Genomic DNA, 23,549 nt, shown 5'->3' on the forward strand with positions numbered 1-23,549 from the left:
GTCCCGATCACTTCCAACAAGGAAGGTCGGGACGATGTCAAAAGTTAACCGAACCGTCGGCGTTCTCGTTGCCACCCTGGCACTCGCCGTCGGTTTTGTTTCCCCTGCACTCGCGACACCCCAGAACATCCCCACCCTCACCGAGGCCCGCGCCCACCTCGCGGCGCTGACCGTCAAGGACGAAGGCTCGTCGGCGGGCTATTCACGAGACCTGTTCCCGCACTGGATCACCTACTCGGGTACCTGCAACACCCGCGAGTACGTGCTCTGGCGCGACGGCACGAACGTGGTGCGGGACTCCAGCTGCGCCGCCGTCTCCGGCAGCTGGTACTCGCCCTACGACGGTGCGACCTGGACGGCGGCCTCCGACGTGGACATCGACCACATCGTGCCGTTGTCGGAAGCGTGGAAGTCGGGAGCGTCGTCGTGGACGACGGCGCAGCGCCAGGCGTTCGCGAACGACACGACGCGCACGCAGCTGATCGCCGTGACTGACAACGTCAACCAGGCCAAGGGCGACAAGGACCCGGCGGCCTGGAAGCCACCGCTGCGGTCCTACTGGTGCACCTACGCCAAGATGTGGGTATACACCAAGGACTACTACCACCTGACCCTGCAACTGAGCGAGAAGACGGCGTTGACGGAAATGCTCGGAACCTGCTGATGGCCACGCTCTCCTCGCCTTTCGTGGCCGGCCCCGGTGGCGTGATGACCGACGAGGTCGGTGTCGTCACCGGGGACCTGGAGCTGTGCACGGAGCTGTCCGACGACGGCAAGCTGCGCGCACTGGTCCGCTACGAGGGCGCGGAGGAGTGGTACGCCATCACGGGCGGCTCGTGCGCCCTGGCCGATCCTCGTGATCACGAGCCGGTTCACCAGCTGCTGCTGGGCCTGCTGAACCGGCCGGAGGGCTGAGCGGCGGAAGCGCCTCCATCGCCTCGCTCCGGCTCAGTCCGGTGGCTTGGAGGAGATCCACGGCCACGCTGCGGATCTGCGCCAGCACGACCTTGGACGAGAACCCGTCCCCGCCGAGGCGCCGCGCGGTGAGATGCCGCGCGGCGCCCCGCACGGCCTCCCTGGTGTCCTTGGGCGTCCTGCCCTTCTCCAGCTCGGCCCTGAGGCGGTCGACGGCGTCCGCGTAGTCCTTCAGCACCTCCGGCACGCCGTCCGGGATCTCCTCGGCGGCCTTGAGCGCCGCCATGGTCCTGCGGGCGAGCACGCGGGTGTTGCGGATCGCGTAGTCCACCGGGCCGGCCGCGGTCTGGTACCGGCTGAGCTCGTCCTTGGACCGCCACCGGATGGGCGCGATCTTCGCGATCTCGCTGCCGGTCTGCAGCGCCGACTTGTAGTCGTCGATCGTGGTCTGGCTGGTGCGCAGCTCGGCCAGCACGCCGGCCGCCTTGACCGCGTCCTTCTCCGTGAGCGCGTCGGCGAGGTTGCGCAGCGCGCCGCTGAGGGTGTTCGTGAGCACCTTGAGCTGCCGCTGGGCCACGGTGACCGGGTTCGCGGGCAGCAACGCCGCCACGGCGAGCCCGACCAGCCCACCGGTCAGCGCGTCGATCATCCGGTCGAACCCGCCGCCCGCGCTCGGCGGCAGCAGCGTCGCGACGAGCACGGCGGAAGAGCCCGCCTGCAACGCGATGACCGAGCCGCCGTCCAGCAGCACGGCCGCCGACATCGCGAGGGCGACGACCAGCGCGATCTGCCAGGGACCCGAGCCGATCCAGCTGATCAACGCGTCACCGACGCCGACACCGACCGACACGCCGACGACGAGCTCGCTGACGCGCCGCAACCGTTGCCCCAGCGAGACCCCGAGGCAGACCACGGCGGCGATCGGCGCGAAGAACGGGCGCGGGTGTCCGATGACGAGCGTCGCCGCGACCCAGGCGAGCCCGGCGGACAGCGCGCACTGGACGATCGGCAACGCGGCCCCGCGCCACCGCGTCAGCCCACGCCCCACCGCTTCACCGACCGCGCCCACCGCTCACCCCGACCTGGCTCGTCCGTCTCTGCCGTCGCCAGTCTTGATCCCGGGGCCATCAGGCACAACCGGCTAGCTGAGCGCGAGGCCGACGAGCACGCCCAGCGCGACGCAGAGCGAGGCGGTGGCGCGGTAGTGGAACCGCCAGCCGCGGCGGCTGTTCATGATCCACTCGGCTGCGCGCCGGTCCACCCTCATGAAGGCCACGAAGCCGGCGAACGCCACCACCAGCCCGGCACCACCGCCGTAGATCGCGTGGTAGCAGGCGGCCGGATTGCCCGTCCAGGTGAACAACGCCGGCAGGAACAGCAGGGCGAACACCACGAGGACCGCGACCTTGACCCGAAGCCACTGAGCCATCGGTGAGGCGGCCGAGAAGCCGGTGGTGATCCTCGGTCCGATCTGGAGCATCAGCAGCAACGGGACGATCGTCACAGCACCCACGCGCAGTGCCGTCGCCCATCCGCCGACCGACGACAGCGTGTAGGTGGCCGCCGTCATGAAGACGAACCCGACCACCGCGCCCGCCGCCTTGCCCACGAGCCACTTCAGCGACGCGCCGATGCGGTGGATCGACGGTGGCGGCTCCGCGACGACCGGCGCGGGCGGGCGGTCCACCTGCCGAGGGCGGCCGGCGACACGGCGAGCCGGACGGACGGGAGGTCTTCGACGAGGACTGTGACGGGGCATGGGGCACCTCACGCGTTGGCCGGAGATGACCGACCAACGCGTGATTCGCCGCATTGGTGCCTCTGAAGCGCTGCTCTATCCGTGTGACACCGGAAAGAACGAGGTCAGGCCAGACCCAGCGCGGCCGGGGCCTTGGGGTCGGAGTCGGCGAGGAACGTGCTGCAGCGCTCCCACTCCTCGTCCTCGCCGATCTCACGGGCGGCACGGGCGAGTGCGGCCAGCGCGCGCAGGAAGCCCTGGTTCGGCCGGTGGTCCCACGGCACGGGACCGAAGCCCTTCCAGCCGGAGCGGCGCAGCTGGTCGAGGCCGCGGTGGTACCCGGTGCGGGCGTAGGCGTAGGCGGCGACGGGGTCACCGGCGTGCAGCGCCCGTTCGGCCAGCAGTGCCCACGCCTCGGAGAAGTCCGGGTAGGCCCGCACGATCTTGGCTGGGTCGGTGCCGCCGTCCGCGGCGGCCTGCGCCTCAGGGCGGTCGGGAAGACGGGTCGGCTCGGGCCCGAGGAGGTTCTCAACCATGCGGCCCATCGTGCCGCACGGACGGTCGCTAGGAGATGAACACCCTCATGACAGCGGCCACAACGGCCAGCATGAGAGCGGTCACGAGCACGCCGGCGATGATCTTGTTGTTCATGGCCTGGCATGGTTCCCGGCTACGCCGAACAGATCAACGCCGTTCACCCCATCGTGCACACGAATGGGAAACATCAGGGTAAAACCAGGGTGGTTCTGCCTTCCTGGACCCCGGACGTGCGCTCATGATGTTCGGATGATTCAGGGGGTAAGGCAGTTCCGGGACCAGTACTGGGAGCGTGGCGCGCCGGGCAGGGAGACACCGGCGGTGCTGACCAGGCAGCTCTACCGGCTGTGGCTGGCCGGTCTGGTGCTCAAGCTTCTCGGGTCGTCGTGGGACGTCTCGTGGCACTTCAAGTGGCTGCGCGACGACCTGGCGCCGCCACACCTGATCAACACGGTCGGCACGGTGATCGTGGTCGGGCTGACGCTGTTCCACACGTTCACCGGCTACGGTGTGGACAAACCGGCCCTGCGGCTGATGCAGATCGGGTGCGGGATCTTCCTCGTCGCCCTGCCGATCGACGTCATCAACCACCGGATCAACGGGCTCGACATCACGTCGTGGAGCGGCTCGCACGCGCTGCTCTACCTCGGGACGGCGGTCATGCTGGCCGGCGCGATCCGCGGGTGGATGAAGTACTTCCCGGACGGCACCACGCGGACGTTCGGGCTCGTGGCGCTGTGGTTCTTCTTCCTGGAGAACGTCTGGTTCCCCAACCAGCACCAGGAGTACGGCGTGCGTGCGTTGCAGGCCTACGACAGCGGTAGGCCCGAGGCGGAGCCGATCCTGCTGCAGTTCGCCGCCGACCAGCTGGGTGTCCCGATCGGACGTGAGGCGGTCGTGCACTTCGCGCTGCCCATCGCGGACTGGGTCTACCCGGTGTGGGGACTGGTCGCGGCGGCCATCGTGCTGGTGATCGCGCGCAGGACGATCAACCGGCCGTGGGCGGCCACTGCGGTCGCGGGCGGCTACGTGGCGTACCGGTGCCTGATCTGGCCGTTGCTCGCGGGCATCGACTTCCCGAAGTCCGCCGTACCGCTGTTCCTGATCTTCGTCGGGCTCGCGGTCGACGCGGCGCACGTGATCAAGATGCCCACGCCGGCCGCGGCGGTGCTGGGCTCGGCGGCCGTCACGACCGTCGGTTACGTCGGGATCTGGTTCCAGCAGGAGTACCTGTGGGGGCCGCCGATCTCGTTCTCCTCGGCGGCGGTCACGGCGGTGCTGCTGGCGGTGCTGTGGACCGTCGGGGACATGGTGATCCACCGGCCGGAACTACAGCTGCTCGCCTCGCGGCTCAAGCTCGGCTAGATCGGCGGACAGCTTCCGGGTGATCCGCCCGAACAGGTCCGCGAGCGGCTCGCCGACGTCCCGCCCGAACTCGGTCAACCCGTAGGTGACCTGGGGCGGGGTCGTCGGCTCCACCCTGCGCCAGATCAGGCCGTCCTCGACGAGCCCGCGCAGGGTCTGGGACAGCATCTTCTCGCTGATGCCCTGGATGCTCTCGCGCAGCTCGAAGAACCTCAGATCGTTGGTCCGCAGCGAGATCAGCACCCAGATGCCCCACCGGCTGGTGACGTGGTCGACCATCTGCCGCGCGAGACAGTCGGTGTGAAACACCTCATACCGCTCGGTCGTCCCGGTACGCGTGAACTGAACTCCAACCGCCACGTCTGGAGCTTACCCAGAGGTACGTCCTTACGAAAAGTAAGGCCAGTTCCTAGCGTCGTGACCAACATCGACGAAGGAGCTGTTCATGATCGTGGTGACTGGGGCGACCGGGAACGTCGGCAGGCCTCTCACACAAGCGCTGGCGGACGCGGGCGAGCAGGTGACGGCCGTGTCGCGGCACGCGGCGGAGGTGCCGGAAGGCGTCCGGCACGTGGCGGCGGATCTGGCTGACCCGGCGAGCCTCGACCTGGCCGGCGCGAAGGCGTTGTTCCTGTTTCCGTCGGGTGACTCGGCCGGCGTCATCCGCCGGGCGGCGGACAACGGCGTGCGCAGGGTCGTCCTGCTGTCGTCACTGGGCGTGACGACCAGGCCGTTCGGCACGACGCGGATCGCGATGCGCGAGCTGGAGGACACGCTGAAGGAGTCCGGCCTGGACTGGGTGGTCCTGCGGCCTGGCGGCTTCGCGTCCAACGCGCTGTGGTGGGCCGAGTCCGTTCGCACGCAACGGGTTGTAGCCGCACCGTTCGGCGATGTGGGCGTGCCGATCATCGACCCGGCGGACATCGCCGAGGTCGCGGCGGCCTGCCTGCTGAACGACCGGCACACCGGTGGCACCTACGAGCTGACGGGCCCGGAGGTCGTCACGCCAAGGCAGCAGACCGAAGCCATCGCCGCCGCACTGGGCGAGCCGGTGCGGTTCCACGAACTGACCCGAGCCGAAGCTCACGCCGGCATGTCGCAGCTGATGCCGAGCGAACTCGCCGACGACACGCTGGACATCCTCGGCGCGCCGACGGAAGCCGAGCTGCGCGTCAGCCCGGACGTGGAAACGGTCCTCGGCCGCACCCCACGCGCGTTCGCCGACTGGGCCACCCGCAACGCCCCCGCCTTCCGCTGAACGCGATGAAGGGCTCCTTCATCCACCTGACGTGGATGAAGGAGCCCTTCATCGGGCAAATCAGCCCGCGATCATGCGGCCCGACGACTTGAGGTGCTCGCACGCCTGCGCGATGCGGGCGGCCATGGCCTGCTCAGCGGCCTTGAGGTAGCTGCGCGGGTCGTAGGTCTTCTTGTTGCCGACCTCGCCGTCGATCTTCAGCACACCGTCGTAGTTGGTGAACATGTGCGCCGCGATCGGGCGGGTGAAGGCGTACTGCGTGTCCGTGTCGATGTTCATCTTGATGACGCCGTACGACACGGCCTCGTGGATCTCCTCCAGCAGCGAGCCGGAGCCGCCGTGGAAGACGAGGTCGAACGGCTTCGAGCCGGCCGGCAGGCCCAGCTTCTCCGCCGCCACGTCCTGGCCCTGCTTGAGGATCTCCGGACGCAGCTTGACGTTGCCCGGCTTGTACACGCCGTGCACGTTGCCGAACGTCGCGGCGAGCAGGTAGCGGCCCTTCTCACCGGCGCCGAGCGCGTCGACGGTCTTCAGGTAGTCCTCTGGCGTCGTGTAGAGCTTGTCGTTGATCTCGTTGTCGACGCCGTCCTCCTCGCCGCCCACGACGCCGACCTCGATCTCGAGGACGATCTTCGCCTTGGCGGAGAGGTCGAGCAGCTCGCTCGCGATCTGGAGGTTCTCCTCCAGCGGCACGGCCGAGCCGTCCCACATGTGCGACTGGAAGAGCGGGTTGCCGCCCTTGTCCACCCGCTCCTGGCTGATCGCGATGAGCGGACGCACGTACCCGTCGAGCTTGTCCTTCGGGCAGTGGTCGGTGTGCAGCGCGATGTTCACCGGGTACTTGGCGGCGACCACGTGCGCGAACTCCGCGAGCGCCACAGCGCCGGTCACCATGTCCTTGACCTTGGTGCCCGAGGCGAACTCGGCACCACCGGTCGAGATCTGGATGATGCCGTCGCTCTCGGCTTCAGCGAATCCGCGCAGAGCCGCGTTGAGAGTCTCCGACGAGGTGACGTTGATCGCGGGATAGGCGAACTCGTTCGCCTTGGCCCGGTCCAGCATCTCCGCGTAGACCTCGGGGGTTGCGATGGGCATCGGTCGTCCTCCTCAGGTGCCCTGAACGCCGTGTCAAACGCATCCTACGAGGGTGTGTCACGGGGCCAACGCGGCGGCCAATTCGGCGTAGTGCCCGTTCGACCTCGCGGTTTGGCTACTCGCCGGTACGGGCATAGTGGGAGACATGGCTACCGCCCGGTGGAACAACAAGGTCATCGCGTCGAGTGACGACACGGTGGTCGTCGAAGGCAACCACTACTTCCCGCTGGAGTCCGTCGACCAGAGCGTCCTCAAGCCGTCGGACCACACGTCGATCTGCCCGTGGAAGGGCACGGCGAACTACTACTCGTTGCAGGTGGACGGCTCCGAGAACACCAACGCGGCCTGGTACTACGCCGAGCCGAAGGAGGCCGCGGCGCAGATCAAGGGCCGCGTGGCGTTCTGGAAGGGCGTCGAGATCAGCGCTTGAGCCCCAGTGCCTCGGCCAGTTCGGTGAAGTGGCCGTTCAACGACTGGATGGCCACGTGGTCGGCGCCCGCGTCGAGGTGCGCCTGCAGCTGCGCGGCCACCTGGTCGGGGCTGCCGTGCGCGACCAGCGCGTCGATCAGGCGGTCCGAGCCGTTGTCCGCGAGGTCGCCCTCGGTGAAGCCCCAGCGCAGCCAGCTGCTCGTGTAGTTGGTCAGCGAGAAGTAGTACGCCAGCCGCTCCCGTGCGACGGCCCGCGCCGCCTCCGGGTCCGGCTCCACGACCACGGTGACCTCCGGCGCGAGGAGCTTGTCGCCGAGCACCTCGCGCGCCTGCGCGGTGTGCTCCACCGGCACCAGGTACGGGTGGGCGCCCGCGGTGCGGTCGGCGGCGAGCTTCAGCACCTTGGGACCGAGCGCGGCCAGCACCAGCTTCTCCGCGGGCACGTCGAGCCGGTCCAGGTAGGACACCAGCTTCGGGTACGGCTTCTCGTAGGCCTGGTCGAGCTGCTTGTGGCCGACGCCGACGCCGAGCACCAGCCGGTCGCCGCCGATCCGGTGGAACGAGCGGGAGAGGTCCTCCGGCTCGGTCTGCCAGACGTTGACGACGCTGGTCGCGATGGTCATGGACGTCGTGGCGCCCAGCAGCCGCTCGGGCAGCGCCAGGTCCGATTCGGGCGAGCTGCCGAGCCAGAACGTCCCGAACCCGAGCGCCTCCAGTTCGACCACGTCGTCGATCCGGTCGGCCCACTCGTACCGCGAACCCCAGACGCCGAACTTCCCAAGATCGCTCATGTCCCCCTCAACACGGAGTAGGTTCGAAATATGCCGAACTTGAGCACCACAGACCTGAACGTGTCCCGCCTTTGCTTGGGCGGCAACGTCTTCGGCTGGACCGCCGACGAGGAATCCTCCTTCGCCGTGCTCGACGCGTACACCGCCGCCGGCGGGAACTTCGTCGACACCGCGGACGTGTACTCGGCCTGGGCGGACGGCAACTCCGGCGGCGAGTCGGAAACGATCATCGGCAGGTGGCTGGCCAAGCGCGCCGACCGCGACGAGATCGTGGTGGCGACGAAGGTCGGCATGCTCGCCGGGTTCGACAACCAGAAGCGCGACACGATCCTGACCAGCGCCGAACGCTCGTTGAAGCGTCTCGGCGCGGACCACATCGACCTCTACTACGTCCACCGCGACGACCCGAACACGCCGCTTGAGGAGACCCTGGCCGCGTACGACCAGCTCGTCCGCGACGGCAAGGTGCGGTACGTCGCCGCGTCCAACTTCTCCGCCGAACGGCTGGCGCAGGCGCTGGCGATCCAGGAACGCGAGGGCTTCGCGAAGTTCGTGGCCCTGCAGCCCGAGTACAACCTGGTGAGCCGCTCGCAGTTCGAGGGCGAACTGCAGCGGGTCGCCGCCGAGAACGGCCTCGCCACCGTGCCGTACTTCTCGCTGGCCAAGGGCTTCCTCACCGGCAAGTACCGGCCCGGCGTCGAGGTGGACAGCCCTCGCGCGGGCGCCGCCTCCAAGCACCTCGACGAGCACGGCCTGCAGGTCCTCGAAGCGCTCGACGAACTGGCCGAGACGCACTCGACCTCGGTCGCGGCGGTCGCGCTGGCGTGGCTCGCGCAGCAGCCGACGGTGGCCGCGCCGATCGCGTCCGCCCGCACGTTGGAGCAGCTCAACGACCTATTGCCGGTGTTGAGCCTCGAACTCACCCAGGCCGAGGTGGACCGCCTCAGCGCAATTTAACTTGCCAGTAGCTTACTCGGAGTAGGTTGCGTTACCGTGGCGGACATGGACGTCACGGGCAAGGTGGTACTGATCACCGGCGCGGCCAGGGGCATCGGCGCCGAGGTGGCGAGGCAACTGGCCGCGCGCGGGGCTCGTCTCGCGCTCGTCGGGCTCGAGAAGGCCCAGCTCGAAGAGGTCGCGCGGCAGACCGGCGGCAAGGCGTGGGAAGCCGACGTCACCGACTGGGACGCGCTCGAACGCGTCACGAACGAGGCCGCCGAGCACTTCGGCGGCATCGACGTCGTCATCGCGAACGCGGGCATCGCGGCCACCGGGTTCGTGCGCTCGATGGACCCCAAGGCGTTCGAACGGGTCATCGAGGTCAATCTGCTCGGTGTGTGGCGCACGGTTCGCACGGCGCTGCCGCACCTGATCCGCAGCCGCGGCTACTGCCTGGTCGTGTCGTCGCTGGCCGCGATCGTGCACATTCCCGGCAACGCGGCCTACTCGGCGGCCAAGGCGGGCTGCGAGGCGTTCGCGGACAGCCTGCGGGCCGAGGTCCGGCACCTGGGCGTGGACGTCGGCACGGCGTACTTCTCGTGGATCGCCACGGACATGGTCGACAGCGCCGACGAGCACCCGGTGTTCGGCAAGCTGCGCAAGGGCATGCCGGGTCTGGCGGGCAAGAAGTACCCGGTCCGCGACGTCGGGAAGGCCGTGGTCAGGGGTGTGCGGAAACGAGCGAAGGCGGTCCACGTCCCCGGCTGGGTGGGCGCGCTGAAGTACTTCCGCGCGTTCACGCCGATGGTCGTGGACCGCCAGGCGGTCGAGGAGGTGGCCGACGCGGACCGGCAGATGGCCGCTTCGGACACATCAGGTCTGGTCGGGCCGGGAGGACGAGCCGCTAGTCGGTGAGCCAGGAGCCGAGCAGGGCGTTCCAGACGCGGATCTCCCACTTGGTGATCACGTTCGCCGGTGTGTACGGGTCGGCGGAGATGATCTCCTTCAACGTCGTCTCGTCCGGCGCGTCGTAGATGATCAACGCGCCGGTGTCGTCCGCGTACGGACCTGCGGCGAGAACCACGCCCTTCTCGGCGAGGGAGGCGATGTACTCGCGGTGTGCCGGGCGCACCGCGAGACGCTTCTCGCGATCGGGACCGAACACCAATTCGACTGCAAAGCGGGCCATGCGACCACCGTAGCGACGGTGACCGGTACCGTCCTACCTTGTGGTTGGCGACGAAACCCCGCGCACCGTGCAGGACACCCTGACCAACCTGCGGATCCAGGACGGCGTCGCAGGACCTCCCACAGGGCCTCTCACGCTCGAAGACCTGTACAAGCAGCACCGCATGCGCCTCATCAGGCTCGCGCTGCTGCTGGTGGACGAGCCCGCGACCGCAGAGGACGTGGTGCAGGAGGCCTTCACGGGCCTGCACCGCAACTGGAAGGGCCTGCGCGACGCACAGGCTGCCGTGGGCTACCTCCGCACGGCCGTGGTCAACGGCTCGCGCAGCGTGCTGCGCCGGCGCAAGACCGCCCGCGACTACACCCCGCCGCACGTGGCGAACGCGCGGTCGGCCGAGTCGCTCGCGATGCTGACGGCGGAGCACCAGGCCGTGGTCAAGGCCCTGCAGCAGCTGCCGCCGCGTCAGCGCGAGGTGCTCGTGCTGCGCTACTACGGCGACCTGTCGGAGGCCGAGATCGCCGAGGCGACCGGCATCTCGAAGGGCACCGTGAAGTCGACGGCTTCCCGCGCGCTGGACGCCCTGCAGAAGATCATGGCGGGCTGACGAAAGCCGTTTTGCCCGGTGAGAGCGGTCTCATCGGGCAGGAACACGCCCCCAATCCGGCACTTGGTATAGACCAATAGGGCCTCGATGCCGCAGGATCAGTCCTCGTGGCACGCAGACACGTGGTCGCCGTCGACATCGGCGGCACCGAAACCAAGGCGGCGCTCGTCGCCGGCACCCCGGACGCGGTGGCGGCGCAGAAGCACGCCCGCCGGGCGACTCCCGGCGAGCTGGAGCCCCTGCTGGCCGTGATCGCCGAGCTCGTCGACGAGCTCGGACAGGCCTGCGAGCACGAGATCGACGCCGTGGGGATCGTGGCGCCGGGCATCGTGGACGAGGCCAACGGCATCGGCGTGTACACGACCAACCTGCCGTGGAGCCAGTTCCCGTTCAGCGCGGTCCTCACCGAACGGCTGGGCGTGCCCGTCGCGTTCGGGCACGACGTGCGCGCCGCCGGGCTCGCCGAGTGCCGGATGGGTGCCGCGAAGGACCTGCGCAACGCGGTGATCATGCCGATCGGCACCGGGATCGCCGGCGCGCTGCTGCTCGACGGGAAGATCTTCAGCGGCGACGGCTACGCCGGTGAGATCGGACATGTGAACGTCGGCCACGGCGTGCCCTGCGCGTGTGGCCAGATCGGCTGCGTGGAGACAGTGGCGTCCTCCGCGGCGATCGCCCGCCGGTACACCGCACGTACCGGCACGCCCGTCAACGGCGCCGCCGATGTCGCCAGAAGGGTGAAAGACGGGGAGCAGGACGCCGTCGCCGTGTGGCACGAGGCCGTGGACGCACTGGCCAGGGGGATCCTGGTGCTGGCCACGCTGCTCGGCCCGGAAGCCGTGGTGCTGGGCGGCGGGCTCGCGCTCGCAGGGGACCTGCTGGTGGAGCCGTTGCGGGAAAGGCTGGACGGCCTGATCGCCTTCCAGCGCCGACCGGAGCTGCGGCTCGCGGCGCTCGGCGACGAGGCGGGCTTCCTCGGCGCCGCGCTGCTGGCCATCGACATGCTGGAGGCGTCATGAGCACGTGGGGTGGACCTGTCGACGTGACCCTGGCAGGCGGCCGGGTCGTCACGCCGGACGGGGTGCTCGAGAACGGGTGGGTCAGCGTCCGGGACGGCCGGATCGCCGCGGTCGGCGAGGGTGCCGCGCCCGAGGGGCCGACGACGGACGTCGGTGGCGGCACGATCGTCCCCGGGTTCGTCGACATCCACTGCCACGGCGGCGGCGGTGACGCGTTCACCAGCAACGACCCGGCGAAGGTCCGCAAGGCCGCGTCCGCGCACCGCAGGCACGGCACCACGACGTTGCTGGCCTCGCTGGTCTCCCGCCCGGTGCCGGAGCTGGCCGACCAGGTGTCCGCGCTGGCCGAGCTGGTCCAGGAGGGTGTCGTCGCGGGCATCCACCTCGAAGGTCCCTTCCTCAGTGCGGCGCGATGCGGTGCGCACGACCCGGCGATCCTGTGCCCGCCGGAGCAGACCGCGGTGACGAAGCTGCTCGACGCGGGCAAGGGCACCGTCCGGATGATCACGATCGCCCCCGAGCTGGAAGGTGCGGTCGCCGCCGTCCGTCAGCTCGTGGACTCGGGCGTCATCGCCGCCATCGGCCACACCGACGCGACCGAGGCGCAGGTCCGCCCGGCCGTCGACGCGGGCGCTTCGGTCGCGACGCACCTGTTCAACGGCATGCGCCCGCTGCACCACCGCGAACCGGGCCCGATCGGCGCGCTGCTGGACGACGAGCGCGTGACCGTCGAACTCATCTGCGACCTCGTGCACCTGCACCCGACCGCGGTCCGCCTGGCCGCGCGCCACGCGGGCCTCAAGCGCACGGTCCTCATCACCGACGCCATCGCGGCCGCCGGGGTGGGTGACGGCGTCTACGACGTGGGCGGCCTCGAAGTGCGCGTGGTCGACGGTGTGCCGACGCTGGCGGGCGGTGCCGCACTGGCCGGCAGCACGCTGACCATGGACATGGCCTTCCGCAACGCCGTCAACTCCTGCGGGCTGTCGCTCGTGGAGGCCGCGTACGCCGCCTCGACCCGCGGTGCGGAGCTGCTCGGCCTGGACACGGGCAAGCTGCAGCCGGGCTGTGCGGCCGACATCGTGGTGCTCGATGCAGAATTGAGGCCGAGGGACGTGATGAGCAAGGGCGAGTGGGTCAAGGACCAGGTGGATGGCTGAAGATCCGGAACGGCTGGTGACCGACGCGTTGCGCGCGCAGGCGACCAGCACGAATGCCGGATTTGCCGTACCTGTCCCGGTTTCCGAAGAACGTCCGGCACCCATGCCGGCATGGGTGGTGCTGGGTCTCGCGCTGCTGTTGGGCCTGGCAGCGGGCACGGTGGCCGCAGTGATCACGCTCAGCTGACATGTACCGTTGTGGCCGTGACGATTGCATTGGGCCCAGACTGGCTGGACCCCGAAAAACTGCTGACGATGCTCGGCCCGTGGATGCTCGTCGGGCTCTGCCTGATCATCTTCGCCGAGTGCGGGCTGCTGGTCGGGTTCTTCCTGCCGGGTGACTCGCTGCTGTTCACGGCGGGTCTCTTCGTCGCGGCGGGCCACATCTCGACCCCGCTCTGGCTCGTCTGCGCGCTGCTGACGGTGTGCGCGTTCGTCGGCAACGTCTGCGGCTACTACATCGGCCGCAAGGCGGGTCCGGCGCTGTTCAACAAGCCGGAGTCGAAGATCTTCAAGAAGGAGTACGTCGACAAGACGCAGGAGTTCTTCGACAAGTACGGTCCGCGCGCCATCGTCCTCGCACGGTTCGTGCCGATCGTCCGCACGTTCATCACCGCCATGGCCGGTGTCGGACGCATGGACCCGAAGAGGTACTTCACCTATTCCGCGATCGGCGGTGTGGCCTGGGCGGCGGGCCTGACCGTGCTGGGCTACTTCCTCGGCCAGGTCGAGTTCATCCGCAAGAACCTCGAGATCACGCTGATCGCGATCGTGCTGGTCTCGGTCGTGCCGATCATCTTCGAGGTGATCAAGGCGCGCAAGGAGAAGAAGTCGCTGCTGGAGGAAGAGGCGGACGACATCACGCAGGTCATGGAGGTCCAGCTCCAGGACGACTCGACGCAGATCATCCCGCGCGTCGAACGCTGATCACCGGCATGAGCGCTGCTGGAAAGGATTTGAGTCTCACGTAACGTCACGGTGTTGGTTGATCGGCATGACCGACACCACTCGACGTGAAGTGCTGGGCTGGCTGGCCGGGCTCGGTGCGGCAGCAGTCCTGCCACCGGGCCGGGCCGATGCCGCTCCCGGCCTCACCGCGCTGCGCGGCGTCACGCTCGTCGACGCTTCCGGAGTCCGCCGCGACGCCACCATCGTGCTGGCGGACGACGAGGTTCTCGCGGTCGGCGGGTGCGACCTGCCGTTGCCGCGCGGCTGCTCGGTGCTCGACCTCGCGGGCAAGTTCGTCATCCCAGGCCTGTGGGACATGCACGTGCACGGCTCGTACCTGGACCGCATCACATTGCCGCTGTGCCTGGTCAACGGCGTGACAGGGGTCCGCGAGATGTGGGGCTTCCCGCCGATCTACGCGCTGCGGGACCGCATCGAACGCGGCGAGGTGTTCGGGCCGCGGCTGGTCGTCGGCAGCACGATCATCGACGGCCCGCACTCGACGCTTCCCGGCGCGCAGATCGTCGCCACGCCGGACGAAGGGCGCCAGGCCGTGCGCGACGCGAAGGCCCAGGGCGCGGACTTCGTGAAGGTCTACTCGTACCTGGACCGGCCCACGCTCGCGGCCATCGCGGACGAGTGCTCGCAGCAGGACATCACGTTCGCCGGGCACTGCTCGGACCACGTGGCCATGGGCGATGCCAGCGATCTGGGACAGCGCACGTTCGAGCACATGTACGGACTGCCGCTCGCGACGAGCACGCGAGAACCTGAGCTGCGCCAGGCGATCGCGGACCTGCCGCTCGACCCAGCGAAACCGTTCGCGTGGTTCAAGCAGGTGCTGGAGCTCGAACGCCTGGCCAGCTCGTCCCACAGCCGGCCGAAAGCCGTGCAGCTTGCGAAACGGTTGCGGCGCAACGGTTCCGCGTTGTGCCCGACGATGGTCGCGATGCGGGTGTACGCCGGCCCGGCGGACCGGTACGCGAACGACTCCCGGATGAAGTACATGCCGGCGTTCTACCGGGACCTGTGGCGCGACAACCTCAGGAACTGGGCCCCGGTCACGCCGCAGGAGATCCGCGAGCAGGCGGAGTTCCTCGAGCGCCGCATGGACCAGGTCGCCGAGATGCACGACCACGGCGTGGAGATCCTGGCCGGCACGGACGCGGGCAACCCGTACGTGTTCCCGGGCTTCTCCGTGCACGACGAGCTGGAACTGCTGGTCGAGGCAGGCCTGTCGCCCCGCGAGGCGTTGAGCGCGGGCACGCGCAACGGCACGCTGACGCCGGGCGCGGAAGCGAACCTCGTCGTGCTGGACGGCAACCCGCTCAACGACATCCGCAACACGCAACGGATCCACGCCGTGCTGACCCGCGGCCGGGTGCTCGGCGCGGCAGAACGGCAGAGCATGCTCGCGGACGTGGAGAAGGCCGCTCAGGAACCGTTCCGCGCGGCAGTCCGGTCGTGCTGCTAGAGGCTGAACATCGAGCCGGGGTTGAAGAGGTTCTCCGGGTCCAGCGCACGTTTGATGTCGCGGTGGACCCGGAGCCCGACCGGCCCGATCTCCTTCGCGAGCCACTCGCGCTTGATCTTGCCGATGCCGTGCTCGCCGGTGACCGTGCCGCCCAGCGCGAGGCCGACCGCGAGGATGTCGTCGAACGCCTTCTGCGCGCGGGCGAACTCGTCCTCGGACGCGGGGTTGTAGACGATGGTCGGGTGCATGTTGCCGTCGCCCGCGTGGCCCACGACGGCGATCTTGAGGCCGATCTCCTTCGAGATGTCCTCACAGCCCTGGATCAGCTCGGCGATGCGGGTGCGGGGCACGCACACGTCGTCGGTGAGCCACGAGCCGTAGACCTCCAACGCGGTCAGCACGGCCCGGCGCGCGGTCAGCAGGTCGCGGCCCTCGTTGATGTCGTGCGTGGCGTAGACGAGATCGGCTTCCGAGCAGATGGCCTCGATCTGCTGCAGTTCGTGGCGTGCCTGCTCGCCGCCCGCGTCGGACTGGCAGATCAGCAGCGCCGCACAGCCGGGGCCGGCACCGAGCTCGGTCCGCAGGTACTGCTCCACGGCCTCGATCGAGGTGCGGTCCATGATCTCCATCAACGACGGCACCAGACCCTCGCGGACGATCCGGCTGACCGCGGCACCGGCGGTGGCGGTGCTGCTGAACGCGGCCACCAGCGTGGCGGGAGCCTGCGGAAGGGGCTTCAGCGCGAGCGTGGCCTTGGTGATCACGCCCAGGGTGCCCTCCGAACCGATGAAGAGCTTCGTCAGGTCGTAGCCCGCGACGCCCTTGACCGTGCGGCGACCGGTCCGCAGCACCTCGCCGTCGGCCAGCACCACCTCCAGACCCAGCACCGAGTCGGTGGTCACGCCGTACTTCACGCAGCACAGGCCGCCGGCGTTGGTGGAGAGGTTGCCGCCGATCGTGCACCAGTCGTAGCTGCTCGGGTCCGGCGGGTAGAACAGGCCGTTCTTCTCGACGGCCCCGCGCAGGTCGAGGTTGACCACACCGGGCTCGACGACGGCCAGGCGGTTGTCGGCGTCGATCTCGACGATGGCGTCCATCTTGGTCGTGACGAGGACGACGCAGCCGTCGATGGCGTTCGCCGCACCGGAAAGGCCGCTGCCCGCTCCACGAGGGACGATGGGGACGCGGTGCCGGGCGCAGGCGCGCACGACCGCCTGCACCTGCTCGGTGTTGAGCGGGAACACCACCGCCAACGGGCTGCCGTGCGGCGCCAACGGCATCATGTCGCGCTGGTAACTCGCCGTGACATCAGCGTCGGTCAGCACACCGGAGTCACCCAGTGCGGTGCGCAGTTCCGCGAGCAACGTCTCCATGCTCACCACGCTAGTCCGATTCGACTGGTTCACTCGAAGGTGAGCTCGACGGAAGGGAGTTCACGTGGTGACCGAGTGTGCTCAATCCAGATTTAGTCATCCCGTTAGACCGATGTCGCCGTGCCGCCGCGCGGGCACGACGTAGGCTGGTTCACCGTGGCGCATGCTTTCGCCTCGCTGGAGACAGCCGGTCCGGTGGCCGTGTGGCTCATCGTGCTGAGCTTCATCTTCTTCGAGTGCGCTTTCATCTTCGGGCTCTTCCTGCCCGGTGACTCGCTGCTGTTCGCCGCCGGCGTGGTGCTGGCGCAGCACAACAGCGAGCTGTCGGCGTGGGCTCTGTCGGGTGTGGCCCTGATCGTCGCCGTCGTCGGCAACCAGGTCGGGTACTTCATCGGCAGGGGTACCGGCACCCGCGTGCTCGCCCGCAAGGGCGGCAAGGTGCTGAACCGGCACAACCTCAAACGCGCGGGCGACTTCCTCGACCGGCGCGGGTTCTGGGCCGTCGTGCTGGCCCGCTGGATCCCGTGGATCCGCACGCTGGCGCCGATGATCGCCGGTGCCGCGCGGATGGACCTCCGCCGCTTCACGCTCGCCACCACCATCGGAGCCGTCGCGTGGGTGCCGACGCTGGTGCTCGCCGGCTACTACGGCGCGGGCATCCTGCAGGAGCTGCCGTGGCTGGAGACCGCCGCGGTGATCGTCAGCATCGCGTTCTTCCTCGGCGGCACCGGGTGGGGCCTCTGGCGCTACCGGCAGGAGATGCGCAAGCCGATCGACGACGACGCCGACCTAGAGCACCTCAGTGATCAGCAGGTCCGCTGAGCTCTTCGACGAGTTGACCATCAGCGCGTTGACGTGGTCCGTGCCGTGGAGCACCCGTTCCTGAGCCTCCGACAGGGTGCGGCCGTACCGCAGATGGCGGTCGATCAGCCGTTGCACGCGCACGTCCTCGTCGATGTGCAGGAACCACGCCTCGTCCAGGATGATCCGGACGCGCTTCCACTTGTCGTAGTTGAGCAGCAGGTAGTTGCCCTCGGTCACGACCAGCGGGACGTCCGGGTGCACCGGCACCGCGCACGCGATCGGTTCCTCGATCTCGCGGCGGAACTCCGGCGCGTAGATCAGGTCCGGCCCGCACGCCTTGATCCGGCCGAGCAGGTCGACGTAGCCCGGGATGTCGAACGTGTCCGGCGCGCCCTTGCGCTCGACCAGCCGCAACCGTTCCAGCTCGCTCTGGGCGAGGTGGAAGCCGTCCATCTCGACGAGCACCGCCTGGCCGTCGAGCGCCTCGACGAGCCGGCGCGCGAGTGTCGACTTGCCGGAGCCGGGTGCCCCGCCGATCCCGAGGATCTTGCGCTCGCCCAGATCGGTGAGCGCTCGGGCCCGCTCTAGCAGCTCCTCGAACCTGACCTGCTGTCCTGCCACCGTGCCAGCCTCTCAACCCAGTCCCCGACCGCACCGACCCGCACGGCCGCCGCCTCCGACGCGAAGCCGATGGCGGCCACCGGATCCGCTCCTGACGCCAGCGCGTAGGCGTACGCGCCGTGCCAGACGTCACCGGCACCGTTCGTGTCCTTCACCTCCACCACCGGCACGGGCACCTCGCCGGACGAGCCGTTCCGCGACCAGGTCACCGGCTCCGCACCGTGCGTGCGAATGACCAGCGGCACTCCGTACGAGTGCACCTCGGCCTCGGACCGCTCGAAACCCGAACTGCAGGCAACCACGTCCACCAGCGGCAACAGGTGATCGAGGACAGGTTTCCAGCTACCGGCGTCGAGCACCACAGGCAATCCGAGAGCTTTCGCCTGTCGGGCGACGGGAATCACCAGGCCGTCATGATGTCCGTCCAAGAGCACGACGTCCGCGGCCGCCAGCAGACCGGACAAGTCGGGCGCCGTGACGGGCACCGACGCGTTGCGGGAAACGACCGTGCGCTCCCCATCTGCGGTTCTGACGACGACCATGCTCACGGGCGTCGTCGCGGCCACGGCCGTCACTTGCACCGGGTCCAAGGACGCCCGCACGAATTCACCCAGTGCGTCGGCACCCAACGCGGTGAGCAGTGACGATTTCCCCCCGAGTGCCGCAACGGCACGGGCCGCGTTGGCCGCCGGCCCGCCGGGTGAGAGCTGCGCGTCGAGCGAGCGGATCTTCTGGCCGGGTTCCGGGAAGGCGTCCACCCGTTGAGTCACGTCGAGAGTTGTGAGCCCGACACACAGCACGGCTGCCATCTGGGCTTCCTCCAAACGGGTAAGGTCCCGGCCATGGTCACCATGCGGGATGTCGCGGCTCTCGCGGGGGTCTCCATCACCACGGTGTCACACGTGATCAACGAGACCAGGCCGGTCGCGGAGGACACGCGTGAGCGCGTGCAGAAGGCGATCGACGAAACTGGGTACACGGGCGACGCCATCGCGAGATCGCTGGTCATGGGCGGCACGAAGTCGCTGGGCCTCGCGGTGTCGCTGGTCTCCCACCCGTACTTCGCCGAGCTGATCGCCGCCATCGAGTCCGAGGCGACTCGCAACGGCTACTCGCTCGTGCTGATCGACACGCGGGACACCCCCGAATCCGAGCAGACCGCGGTCAGGATGCTGCGCTCGAGACGGGTCGACGGACTGCTGCTGACACCGTCGGCGGGCGGCGGCAGCCTCGTGCTGCCCGAGCTCAAGAGACTCAGCATCCCCACCGTGCTGGTGGACCGGCTGACCGTGGCCAAGGACATCGACCAGGTCGGGCCGGAGAACGTCCAGGCCACCTCGGGTCTGGTGAAGCACCTCGCGGAACTGGGGCACCGCAGGATCGGCATCGTCTGCGGCAAGGCGGGCGTGGCGACGACCGAGGAGCGCATCCTCGGCTACCGGCTCGGTCTCGGCCGCGCGGGGCTGAAGTGGGACGAGGCGATGGTGTCGCAGAGCGGCTGGCTCGCGCCGCTGCTCGACCAGGACGACCCGGCGACCGCGGTCGTGGCGGCCGATCACCTGGTCACGGTCGGCATGCTGCACGAGATGCGCGCCCGCGGCCTGAAGCTCGGCACGGACCTGGCCGTCGTCGCCTACGACGAGGTCGAGTGGGCGACGTTGATCGACCCGCCGCTCACCACGCTGGCCCAGCCGGTCGAGGAGATCGGCAGGACCGCGGTGAAGCTCCTGCTCTCCCGCATCGCCGAACCCGAGCGGCCGCCGGAGACCATCCGGCTCGCGCCCTCGCTGATGCACCGGCAGTCCTGCGGATGCTGATCCCCGGCCTCGTCTCGGTGACGTTCCGGCAGCTGACGGTCCCCGAGATCGGGGACCTGGCGACGGAGTGCGGGCTGCAGGCCGTGGAGTGGGGCGGCGACGTGCACGTGCCGCCCGGTGACTTCGCGGCGGCACGGCGTGCGCTGGACACCGGGTTGAAGGTCGCCGCGTACGGGTCCTACTACCGCGCGGGTGTCACCGATCGGTCCGAGCTGGCGGCGATCCTGGAGACCGCGGCCGAGCTGGACGCGCCGCTGGTGCGGGTCTGGGCCGGCACGTCCGGGTCGGCCGAGTGCCCCGACCGCGGGCCGGTGGTCGAGGCGTTGCGGCACGCCGTCGAGCACGCCGACGCGATGGGCACGCGGATCGCGTTGGAGTACCACCGCAACACGCTCACGGACACGCTGGAGTCCGCAGTCCAGCTGCTCGACGAGGTCGACGGCGTGGTGCCGTACTGGCAGCCGCGCGGCGGCCAGGACGTGTTCTCCGCCGTGCACGAGGTGCGGACGCTGGAACCGGTGACCGCGCACGTCTTCTCGTGGGGGCCGGGTGGGTACCAGGACCGGTTGCCGCTCGCCGCGCGCCGCGACCTGTGGAAGCCGGTGCTGACGGAGCTGGCGCGGGACGGCATCGACCGCAACGTGCTGCTGGAGTTCGTGCTCGACGACTCGCCGGAACAGTTCCGCGAGGACGCGAAGGCCTTGTTGAGCTATCTCAAGGGGTAGGCGCGTCGACGCCGTGCCGTTCAAGCAGGGCGGCGGCCTCCAGGCACATCCAGCCGCCGAGCTGGACGGACAGGTCGCGGCCCTCGCGCTCGTCCGCCGGAACCGTCCACTCCGGACCGAACAACGGCCCGCTGACCGCCATCGCGCGGTTGAGCCACGCCGACTCCGCCGACTGGATCACGAGCTCCCTGGCCAGGTCCGCGGTCTCGTGGCGTTCCGGGTCGAGCTCGGGGATCGCCAGCACGGCCTGCGCGAGGTAGCGGGTGAGGATGCCCGCGAACAGCCCGCCGTCGCCACCGCCCTGCCCCTTGATCACGCCGTTGGTGGCCAGGTCGTCGTGCACCGCGGTGATCGTGCGGGCGGCCCTGTCGAGCCACTTGTCCTGCTGCCCGTGCCTGGCCAGCTCGACGCACGCGCCGATCAGAACTCCTTGGCAGTACGTGTAGATGTTCTTCTCGTACTCGCGGATCTCGCCGTTGGGGTGGACGTGCAGACCGTCCCACGCGAGACCGTTTCCGGGATCCACGAGGTGGTCCTCGATCCAGTCCACGATGGACCGGGCGCGGGCGAGATCGGTGCGTTCGTTCTGCCGGGCCAGGAAGATCGCGGCCGGACCGTTGGCGGGCACGTTCTTGAAGTCGTCGTCGCGCTTCCACCAGATGCCGCCGCCGGCGTGGTCGGTCCACCCGTCCCGCAACCGCTCCGCGATCGCGGTGAGCGCCTTCGGTTTCGCGACACCGACGTCCTTTTCGGCCCGCTGCAGGGCAAGACCGAGCCACGCGATGTCGTCGTAGAAGTCGTTGGTCCACCCCAGGACGTTGCGCACCCGGATGCCCCGCACGACCTTGGTGATCGCCGCCTTGCGCAGCTCGCTGGGCGAGCGCAGGTAGCCGTCGATCATGCAGTCCAGCAGGTGCGCCTGCCACCAGTAGTTGAAGCTCGTGTGCAGCTTGTCCCGCAACAACGGGGGCCAAGCGCGCGCCCCGAGCAGCGTGCCCGGCACACCCCACACCCGCCGAAGGTGCCTGGAGTACACCGCGCGCTCCGCGACGCCCGCGCGCGCCGCCAGCAGTTTCGCGATCACCACTGGGCCATGGTGAGTGCTTGACCGATCAAGAAGCGCGGTGAATCGCCCAGTGGTACAGCCCCATGGCCACGGAAGTGGTCAGGTTGTAGCTGCTGACCTTCTCGCGCATCGGCAGCCGGACGACCCTGGTGGCCTTCGCGCGGACCTCCGCCGACAGCCCGTGGCGTTCCGAACCGAACGCCAGCACGGCGTTGTCGGGGATCTGCCCGGTCAGCAGATCGCCGTCCGCGTCGAACGCGATCAGCTCGCCGTCGAAGTCGAGGCCGTCGGCTTTCGCGACCGGGAGGGCGAAGTGCAGGCCGGCCGATCCGCGCAGCACGTTGGGGTGCCACGGGTCCACGTCGCCGGTGGAGATCACGCCACCCGCGTCGAGCCCGGCCGCCACGCGGATCGCGGCACCGAAGTTGCCGAGGTTGCGCGGGTTGTCGAGCAAGACGATCGGCGCGTTGCGGTCGAACGGCAGGTCGGGCTTCTCCGCGAACCCGGCCACGCCGGTCGGATGCGTGCGGCCGACACGGAGCTTGAAGTGGTTCTGGTCGACCTCGGTGGCGGCCCTGAACCTCTCGACGAGGTCCGGCGCGTGCGTCTGCGCGAGGCCGACCGCGGCGCTGAGGTCCGTCGTGATCAACGGATGCACGTCGGCGCCGAAGCGCAACGCGTGCTTAACAGCGTGAAAGCCTTCGAGCAGCACGGTGGCCAGCATAGAAGCCGATCCACGAGAAGATCACGATCGACCCCAGCACCAGCTGCACCAGCGTCGACGCGCTCTCCGGGTACCAGACGCCGTCGATGTAGTGGTCGATGAACCCGGTGCCCAGCGACGGCATCCCGGCCCGCGCGCGGAAGAACTCCTCCGCGGTCGTCAGCGGGCACGTCACCGGCACCAGCAGGCTGAGGATCGCCCACGCACCGATCGCCAGGTGCGGGTAGATCACGCCGCGCCACCGCCAGGCGACGAACCCGCCCAGGAGCAGGAACGCCAGCACGGCGAAGTGCAGCACCATGACCGCTTCGGCTAGGAACCTGGCCATTCGCACCACCCCGTCCTCCAGACTAGGACGGGGTGACTCGAAGCGCGCTTGATAAAACCCGGTCAGCCGAGCCCGAGGTCGTTGAGGTCCAGCAGGTACCGGTACGGCAGCCCCTCTGCCTCGATGGCCTCCTTGGCGCCCGTACCGCGGTCGACCACCGTGGCGACACCGACGACCTCGGCACCGTGCTCCCGCAGCGCCGTCACGGCCGTGAGGACCGAACCACCCGTGGTGGAGGTGTCCTCGACCGCGAGCACCCGCTGGCCGCGCACGTCGATGCCCTCGATCTGCCGCTGCATGCCGTGGGTCTTGCTGGCCTTGCGCACGACGAAGGCGTCGAGCACGTCACCGTCGATCGCGGCCGAGTGCATCATCGCGTAGGCGACCGGGTCGGCACCGAGCGTGAGACCGCCGACCGCGACGAAGTCCCAGTCGCTCGTGAGCTGCCGCAGCAGCTTGCCGATCAACGGGGCCGCCGCGTGGTGCAGCGTCGCGCGGCGGAGATCGACGTAGTAGTCGGCTTCCTTGCCGCTGGAGAGGGTCACCTTGCCGTGCACGACGGCCAATTCGCTCACCAGACGAGCGAGTTCCGACTTCGCGTTCGCGTCCAAGACCACTTCAGTTCGCACA

General features: G+C 69.2%; 30 protein-coding genes. 16 read left to right on the top strand and 14 right to left on the bottom strand.

From position 1 onward, the window contains the following. Nucleotides 1-34 precede the first annotated feature (34 nt). Nucleotides 35-664 (top strand): HNH endonuclease family protein, encoded by a 630-nt coding sequence (locus ABZV40_RS09990; protein WP_355438123.1) that lies wholly within the window; start codon nt 35-37, stop codon nt 662-664. Next, a complete protein-coding gene (locus ABZV40_RS09995) occupies nt 664-915 on the top strand; it encodes a hypothetical protein (protein WP_355438125.1) in 252 nt (83 codons plus the stop codon). The genes ABZV40_RS09990 and ABZV40_RS09995 overlap by 1 nt, the downstream gene beginning before the upstream one ends. On the opposite strand, the gene ABZV40_RS10000 is transcribed toward ABZV40_RS09995, so the two are convergent. The 3 genes from ABZV40_RS10000 to ABZV40_RS10010 all read right to left on the bottom strand — a co-directional run bounded on the left by ABZV40_RS10000 (nt 824) and on the right by ABZV40_RS10010 (nt 3,189). Next, nucleotides 824-1,963, bottom strand: coding sequence for an FUSC family protein (locus tag ABZV40_RS10000; protein WP_355438127.1), 1,140 nt, complete (start codon nt 1,961-1,963; stop codon nt 824-826). The genes ABZV40_RS09995 and ABZV40_RS10000 overlap by 92 nt on opposite strands. Before the next feature lie 93 nt (nt 1,964-2,056). After that, nucleotides 2,057-2,602 carry a hypothetical protein gene (locus ABZV40_RS10005; RefSeq protein ID WP_355438129.1) on the bottom strand — a complete coding sequence of 182 codons (546 nt, stop codon included), beginning with the start codon at nt 2,600-2,602 and terminating at the stop codon, nt 2,057-2,059. A gap of 176 nt (nt 2,603-2,778) precedes the next feature. After that, nucleotides 2,779-3,189, bottom strand: a complete 411-nt coding sequence (locus ABZV40_RS10010) for a DUF3151 domain-containing protein (RefSeq protein ID WP_355438131.1) — start codon at nt 3,187-3,189, stop codon at nt 2,779-2,781. 250 nt (nt 3,190-3,439) lie between these two features. On the opposite strand from ABZV40_RS10010, the gene ABZV40_RS10015 reads away from it, so the two are divergent. Beyond that, complete coding sequence (locus tag ABZV40_RS10015; RefSeq protein ID WP_355438133.1) at nt 3,440-4,555, top strand: hypothetical protein; 1,116 nt, start codon at nt 3,440-3,442, stop codon at nt 4,553-4,555. On the opposite strand, the gene ABZV40_RS10020 is transcribed toward ABZV40_RS10015, so the two are convergent. Then, on the bottom strand, nt 4,520-4,915 hold the full coding sequence (locus ABZV40_RS10020; RefSeq protein WP_355438135.1) for a helix-turn-helix domain-containing protein: 396 nt from the start codon (nt 4,913-4,915) through the stop codon (nt 4,520-4,522). The genes ABZV40_RS10015 and ABZV40_RS10020 overlap by 36 nt on opposite strands. Nucleotides 4,916-5,000: 85 nt before the next feature. On the opposite strand from ABZV40_RS10020, the gene ABZV40_RS10025 reads away from it, so the two are divergent. Continuing rightward, a complete protein-coding gene (locus ABZV40_RS10025) occupies nt 5,001-5,813 on the top strand; it encodes an NAD(P)H-binding protein (protein WP_355438137.1) in 813 nt (270 codons plus the stop codon). 60 nt (nt 5,814-5,873) lie between these two features. Here the strand turns inward: ABZV40_RS10025 and fbaA are convergent, their stop codons facing one another. Then, a complete protein-coding gene (fbaA, locus tag ABZV40_RS10030) occupies nt 5,874-6,908 on the bottom strand; it encodes a class II fructose-bisphosphate aldolase (protein WP_204764862.1) in 1,035 nt (344 codons plus the stop codon). 145 nt (nt 6,909-7,053) lie between these two features. Here fbaA and ABZV40_RS10035 point away from each other — a divergent pair, with 145 nt between their 5' ends. After that, nucleotides 7,054-7,338 (top strand): DUF427 domain-containing protein, encoded by a 285-nt coding sequence (locus tag ABZV40_RS10035; RefSeq protein ID WP_355438139.1) that lies wholly within the window; start codon nt 7,054-7,056, stop codon nt 7,336-7,338. Here ABZV40_RS10035 and ABZV40_RS10040 read toward each other — a convergent pair. Next, entirely contained in the window at nt 7,328-8,128 is an 801-nt protein-coding gene (locus ABZV40_RS10040; RefSeq protein WP_355438142.1) for a TIGR03620 family F420-dependent LLM class oxidoreductase, read from the bottom strand. The two genes, ABZV40_RS10035 and ABZV40_RS10040, sit on opposite strands and share 11 nt — an antisense overlap. Nucleotides 8,129-8,158: 30 nt before the next feature. Between ABZV40_RS10040 and ABZV40_RS10045 the strand changes: the two genes are divergently transcribed. Both ABZV40_RS10045 and ABZV40_RS10050 read left to right on the top strand, forming a co-directional pair. Next, complete coding sequence (locus ABZV40_RS10045; protein ID WP_355438144.1) at nt 8,159-9,085, top strand: aldo/keto reductase; 927 nt, start codon at nt 8,159-8,161, stop codon at nt 9,083-9,085. Nucleotides 9,086-9,130: 45 nt separating this feature from the next. Then, nucleotides 9,131-9,982, top strand: coding sequence for an SDR family oxidoreductase (locus ABZV40_RS10050; protein ID WP_355438145.1), 852 nt, complete (start codon nt 9,131-9,133; stop codon nt 9,980-9,982). On the opposite strand, the gene ABZV40_RS10055 is transcribed toward ABZV40_RS10050, so the two are convergent. After that, nucleotides 9,972-10,256, bottom strand: a complete 285-nt coding sequence (locus ABZV40_RS10055) for a YciI family protein (RefSeq protein WP_109629507.1) — start codon at nt 10,254-10,256, stop codon at nt 9,972-9,974. The two genes, ABZV40_RS10050 and ABZV40_RS10055, sit on opposite strands and share 11 nt — an antisense overlap. 67 nt (nt 10,257-10,323) lie before the next feature. On the opposite strand from ABZV40_RS10055, the gene ABZV40_RS10060 reads away from it, so the two are divergent. The 6 genes from ABZV40_RS10060 to ABZV40_RS10085 all read left to right on the top strand — a co-directional run bounded on the left by ABZV40_RS10060 (nt 10,324) and on the right by ABZV40_RS10085 (nt 15,461). Further along, entirely contained in the window at nt 10,324-10,860 is a 537-nt protein-coding gene (locus tag ABZV40_RS10060) for a SigE family RNA polymerase sigma factor (RefSeq protein WP_233439237.1), read from the top strand. Between the two features lie 107 nt (nt 10,861-10,967). Then, nucleotides 10,968-11,879 carry an ROK family protein gene (locus ABZV40_RS10065; RefSeq protein ID WP_355438148.1) on the top strand — a complete coding sequence of 304 codons (912 nt, stop codon included), beginning with the start codon at nt 10,968-10,970 and terminating at the stop codon, nt 11,877-11,879. Continuing rightward, complete coding sequence (nagA, locus tag ABZV40_RS10070; protein WP_355438150.1) at nt 11,876-13,039, top strand: N-acetylglucosamine-6-phosphate deacetylase; 1,164 nt, start codon at nt 11,876-11,878, stop codon at nt 13,037-13,039. Before ABZV40_RS10065 ends, nagA begins: the two co-directional genes overlap by 4 nt. Next, nucleotides 13,032-13,226, top strand: coding sequence for a hypothetical protein (locus ABZV40_RS10075; protein WP_355438152.1), 195 nt, complete (start codon nt 13,032-13,034; stop codon nt 13,224-13,226). The genes nagA and ABZV40_RS10075 overlap by 8 nt, the downstream gene beginning before the upstream one ends. 68 nt (nt 13,227-13,294) lie before the next feature. After that, nucleotides 13,295-13,966 (top strand): VTT domain-containing protein, encoded by a 672-nt coding sequence (locus ABZV40_RS10080; protein ID WP_355438334.1) that lies wholly within the window; start codon nt 13,295-13,297, stop codon nt 13,964-13,966. 67 nt (nt 13,967-14,033) lie between these two features. Further along, nucleotides 14,034-15,461: an amidohydrolase family protein gene (locus ABZV40_RS10085; RefSeq protein WP_355438154.1), complete on the top strand. Its 1,428-nt coding sequence runs from the start codon at nt 14,034-14,036 to the stop codon at nt 15,459-15,461. Here the strand turns inward: ABZV40_RS10085 and ABZV40_RS10090 are convergent. Then, nucleotides 15,458-16,840: an FAD-linked oxidase C-terminal domain-containing protein gene (locus ABZV40_RS10090; protein ID WP_355438156.1), complete on the bottom strand. Its 1,383-nt coding sequence runs from the start codon at nt 16,838-16,840 to the stop codon at nt 15,458-15,460. The genes ABZV40_RS10085 and ABZV40_RS10090 overlap by 4 nt on opposite strands. Nucleotides 16,841-16,990: 150 nt before the next feature. Here ABZV40_RS10090 and ABZV40_RS10095 point away from each other — a divergent pair, with 150 nt between their 5' ends. Continuing rightward, entirely contained in the window at nt 16,991-17,656 is a 666-nt protein-coding gene (locus ABZV40_RS10095; RefSeq protein WP_355438158.1) for a DedA family protein, read from the top strand. Here ABZV40_RS10095 and ABZV40_RS10100 read toward each other — a convergent pair. Further along, nucleotides 17,624-18,259, bottom strand: a complete 636-nt coding sequence (locus ABZV40_RS10100; protein WP_355438160.1) for a nucleoside/nucleotide kinase family protein — start codon at nt 18,257-18,259, stop codon at nt 17,624-17,626. The two genes, ABZV40_RS10095 and ABZV40_RS10100, sit on opposite strands and share 33 nt — an antisense overlap. Further along, nucleotides 18,223-19,068 carry a PfkB family carbohydrate kinase gene (locus ABZV40_RS10105; protein WP_355438162.1) on the bottom strand — a complete coding sequence of 282 codons (846 nt, stop codon included), beginning with the start codon at nt 19,066-19,068 and terminating at the stop codon, nt 18,223-18,225. Before ABZV40_RS10105 ends, ABZV40_RS10100 begins: the two co-directional genes overlap by 37 nt. Before the next feature lie 33 nt (nt 19,069-19,101). Between ABZV40_RS10105 and ABZV40_RS10110 the strand changes: the two genes are divergently transcribed. Together ABZV40_RS10110 and ABZV40_RS10115 are read left to right on the top strand one after the other, a co-directional pair. Continuing rightward, complete coding sequence (locus ABZV40_RS10110; protein WP_355438164.1) at nt 19,102-20,076, top strand: LacI family DNA-binding transcriptional regulator; 975 nt, start codon at nt 19,102-19,104, stop codon at nt 20,074-20,076. Then, nucleotides 20,070-20,801 carry a TIM barrel protein gene (locus ABZV40_RS10115; protein WP_355438166.1) on the top strand — a complete coding sequence of 244 codons (732 nt, stop codon included), beginning with the start codon at nt 20,070-20,072 and terminating at the stop codon, nt 20,799-20,801. Before ABZV40_RS10110 ends, ABZV40_RS10115 begins: the two co-directional genes overlap by 7 nt. Here ABZV40_RS10115 and ABZV40_RS10120 read toward each other — a convergent pair. From ABZV40_RS10120 to pyrE, 4 genes are all read right to left on the bottom strand, one after another. Further along, the gene (locus ABZV40_RS10120) at nt 20,791-21,888 is read right to left on the bottom strand and encodes a glycoside hydrolase family 76 protein (RefSeq protein ID WP_355438168.1); all 1,098 of its coding nucleotides are present in this window, start codon (nt 21,886-21,888) and stop codon (nt 20,791-20,793) included. The two genes, ABZV40_RS10115 and ABZV40_RS10120, sit on opposite strands and share 11 nt — an antisense overlap. A 25-nt stretch (nt 21,889-21,913) precedes the next feature. Beyond that, entirely contained in the window at nt 21,914-22,591 is a 678-nt protein-coding gene (locus ABZV40_RS10125; RefSeq protein ID WP_355438170.1) for a TrmH family RNA methyltransferase, read from the bottom strand. Further along, complete coding sequence (locus ABZV40_RS10130; protein ID WP_355438172.1) at nt 22,551-22,919, bottom strand: DUF2784 domain-containing protein; 369 nt, start codon at nt 22,917-22,919, stop codon at nt 22,551-22,553. Before ABZV40_RS10130 ends, ABZV40_RS10125 begins: the two co-directional genes overlap by 41 nt. A 62-nt stretch (nt 22,920-22,981) precedes the next feature. Further along, nucleotides 22,982-23,536: an orotate phosphoribosyltransferase gene (gene pyrE / locus ABZV40_RS10135; RefSeq protein ID WP_355438336.1), complete on the bottom strand. Its 555-nt coding sequence runs from the start codon at nt 23,534-23,536 to the stop codon at nt 22,982-22,984. Nucleotides 23,537-23,549: the final 13 nt, after the last annotated feature.

The organism is Lentzea sp. NPDC004782 (assembly GCF_040609115.1).
Lineage (GTDB): Bacteria > Actinomycetota > Actinomycetes > Mycobacteriales > Pseudonocardiaceae > Lentzea.

Coding starts and splice junctions, on each gene's coding strand:
- ABZV40_RS09990 (WP_355438123.1), top strand. CDS start 35: ATGTCAAAAGTTAACCGAACCGTCGGCGTTCTCGTTGCCACCCTGGCA.
- ABZV40_RS09995 (WP_355438125.1), top strand. CDS start 664: ATGGCCACGCTCTCCTCGCCTTTCGTGGCCGGCCCCGGTGGCGTGATG.
- ABZV40_RS10010 (WP_355438131.1), bottom strand. CDS start 3,189: ATGGTTGAGAACCTCCTCGGGCCCGAGCCGACCCGTCTTCCCGACCGC.
- ABZV40_RS10015 (WP_355438133.1), top strand. CDS start 3,440: ATGATTCAGGGGGTAAGGCAGTTCCGGGACCAGTACTGGGAGCGTGGC.
- ABZV40_RS10025 (WP_355438137.1), top strand. CDS start 5,001: ATGATCGTGGTGACTGGGGCGACCGGGAACGTCGGCAGGCCTCTCACA.
- fbaA (WP_204764862.1), bottom strand. CDS start 6,908: ATGCCCATCGCAACCCCCGAGGTCTACGCGGAGATGCTGGACCGGGCC.
- ABZV40_RS10035 (WP_355438139.1), top strand. CDS start 7,054: ATGGCTACCGCCCGGTGGAACAACAAGGTCATCGCGTCGAGTGACGAC.
- ABZV40_RS10040 (WP_355438142.1), bottom strand. CDS start 8,128: ATGAGCGATCTTGGGAAGTTCGGCGTCTGGGGTTCGCGGTACGAGTGG.
- ABZV40_RS10045 (WP_355438144.1), top strand. CDS start 8,159: ATGCCGAACTTGAGCACCACAGACCTGAACGTGTCCCGCCTTTGCTTG.
- ABZV40_RS10050 (WP_355438145.1), top strand. CDS start 9,131: ATGGACGTCACGGGCAAGGTGGTACTGATCACCGGCGCGGCCAGGGGC.
- ABZV40_RS10055 (WP_109629507.1), bottom strand. CDS start 10,256: ATGGCCCGCTTTGCAGTCGAATTGGTGTTCGGTCCCGATCGCGAGAAG.
- nagA (WP_355438150.1), top strand. CDS start 11,876: ATGAGCACGTGGGGTGGACCTGTCGACGTGACCCTGGCAGGCGGCCGG.
- ABZV40_RS10075 (WP_355438152.1), top strand. CDS start 13,032: ATGGCTGAAGATCCGGAACGGCTGGTGACCGACGCGTTGCGCGCGCAG.
- ABZV40_RS10080 (WP_355438334.1), top strand. CDS start 13,295: ATGCTCGGCCCGTGGATGCTCGTCGGGCTCTGCCTGATCATCTTCGCC.
- ABZV40_RS10085 (WP_355438154.1), top strand. CDS start 14,034: ATGACCGACACCACTCGACGTGAAGTGCTGGGCTGGCTGGCCGGGCTC.
- ABZV40_RS10105 (WP_355438162.1), bottom strand. CDS start 19,068: ATGGCAGCCGTGCTGTGTGTCGGGCTCACAACTCTCGACGTGACTCAA.
- ABZV40_RS10110 (WP_355438164.1), top strand. CDS start 19,102: ATGGTCACCATGCGGGATGTCGCGGCTCTCGCGGGGGTCTCCATCACC.
- ABZV40_RS10115 (WP_355438166.1), top strand. CDS start 20,070: ATGCTGATCCCCGGCCTCGTCTCGGTGACGTTCCGGCAGCTGACGGTC.
- ABZV40_RS10125 (WP_355438170.1), bottom strand. CDS start 22,591: ATGCTGGCCACCGTGCTGCTCGAAGGCTTTCACGCTGTTAAGCACGCG.
- ABZV40_RS10130 (WP_355438172.1), bottom strand. CDS start 22,919: ATGGCCAGGTTCCTAGCCGAAGCGGTCATGGTGCTGCACTTCGCCGTG.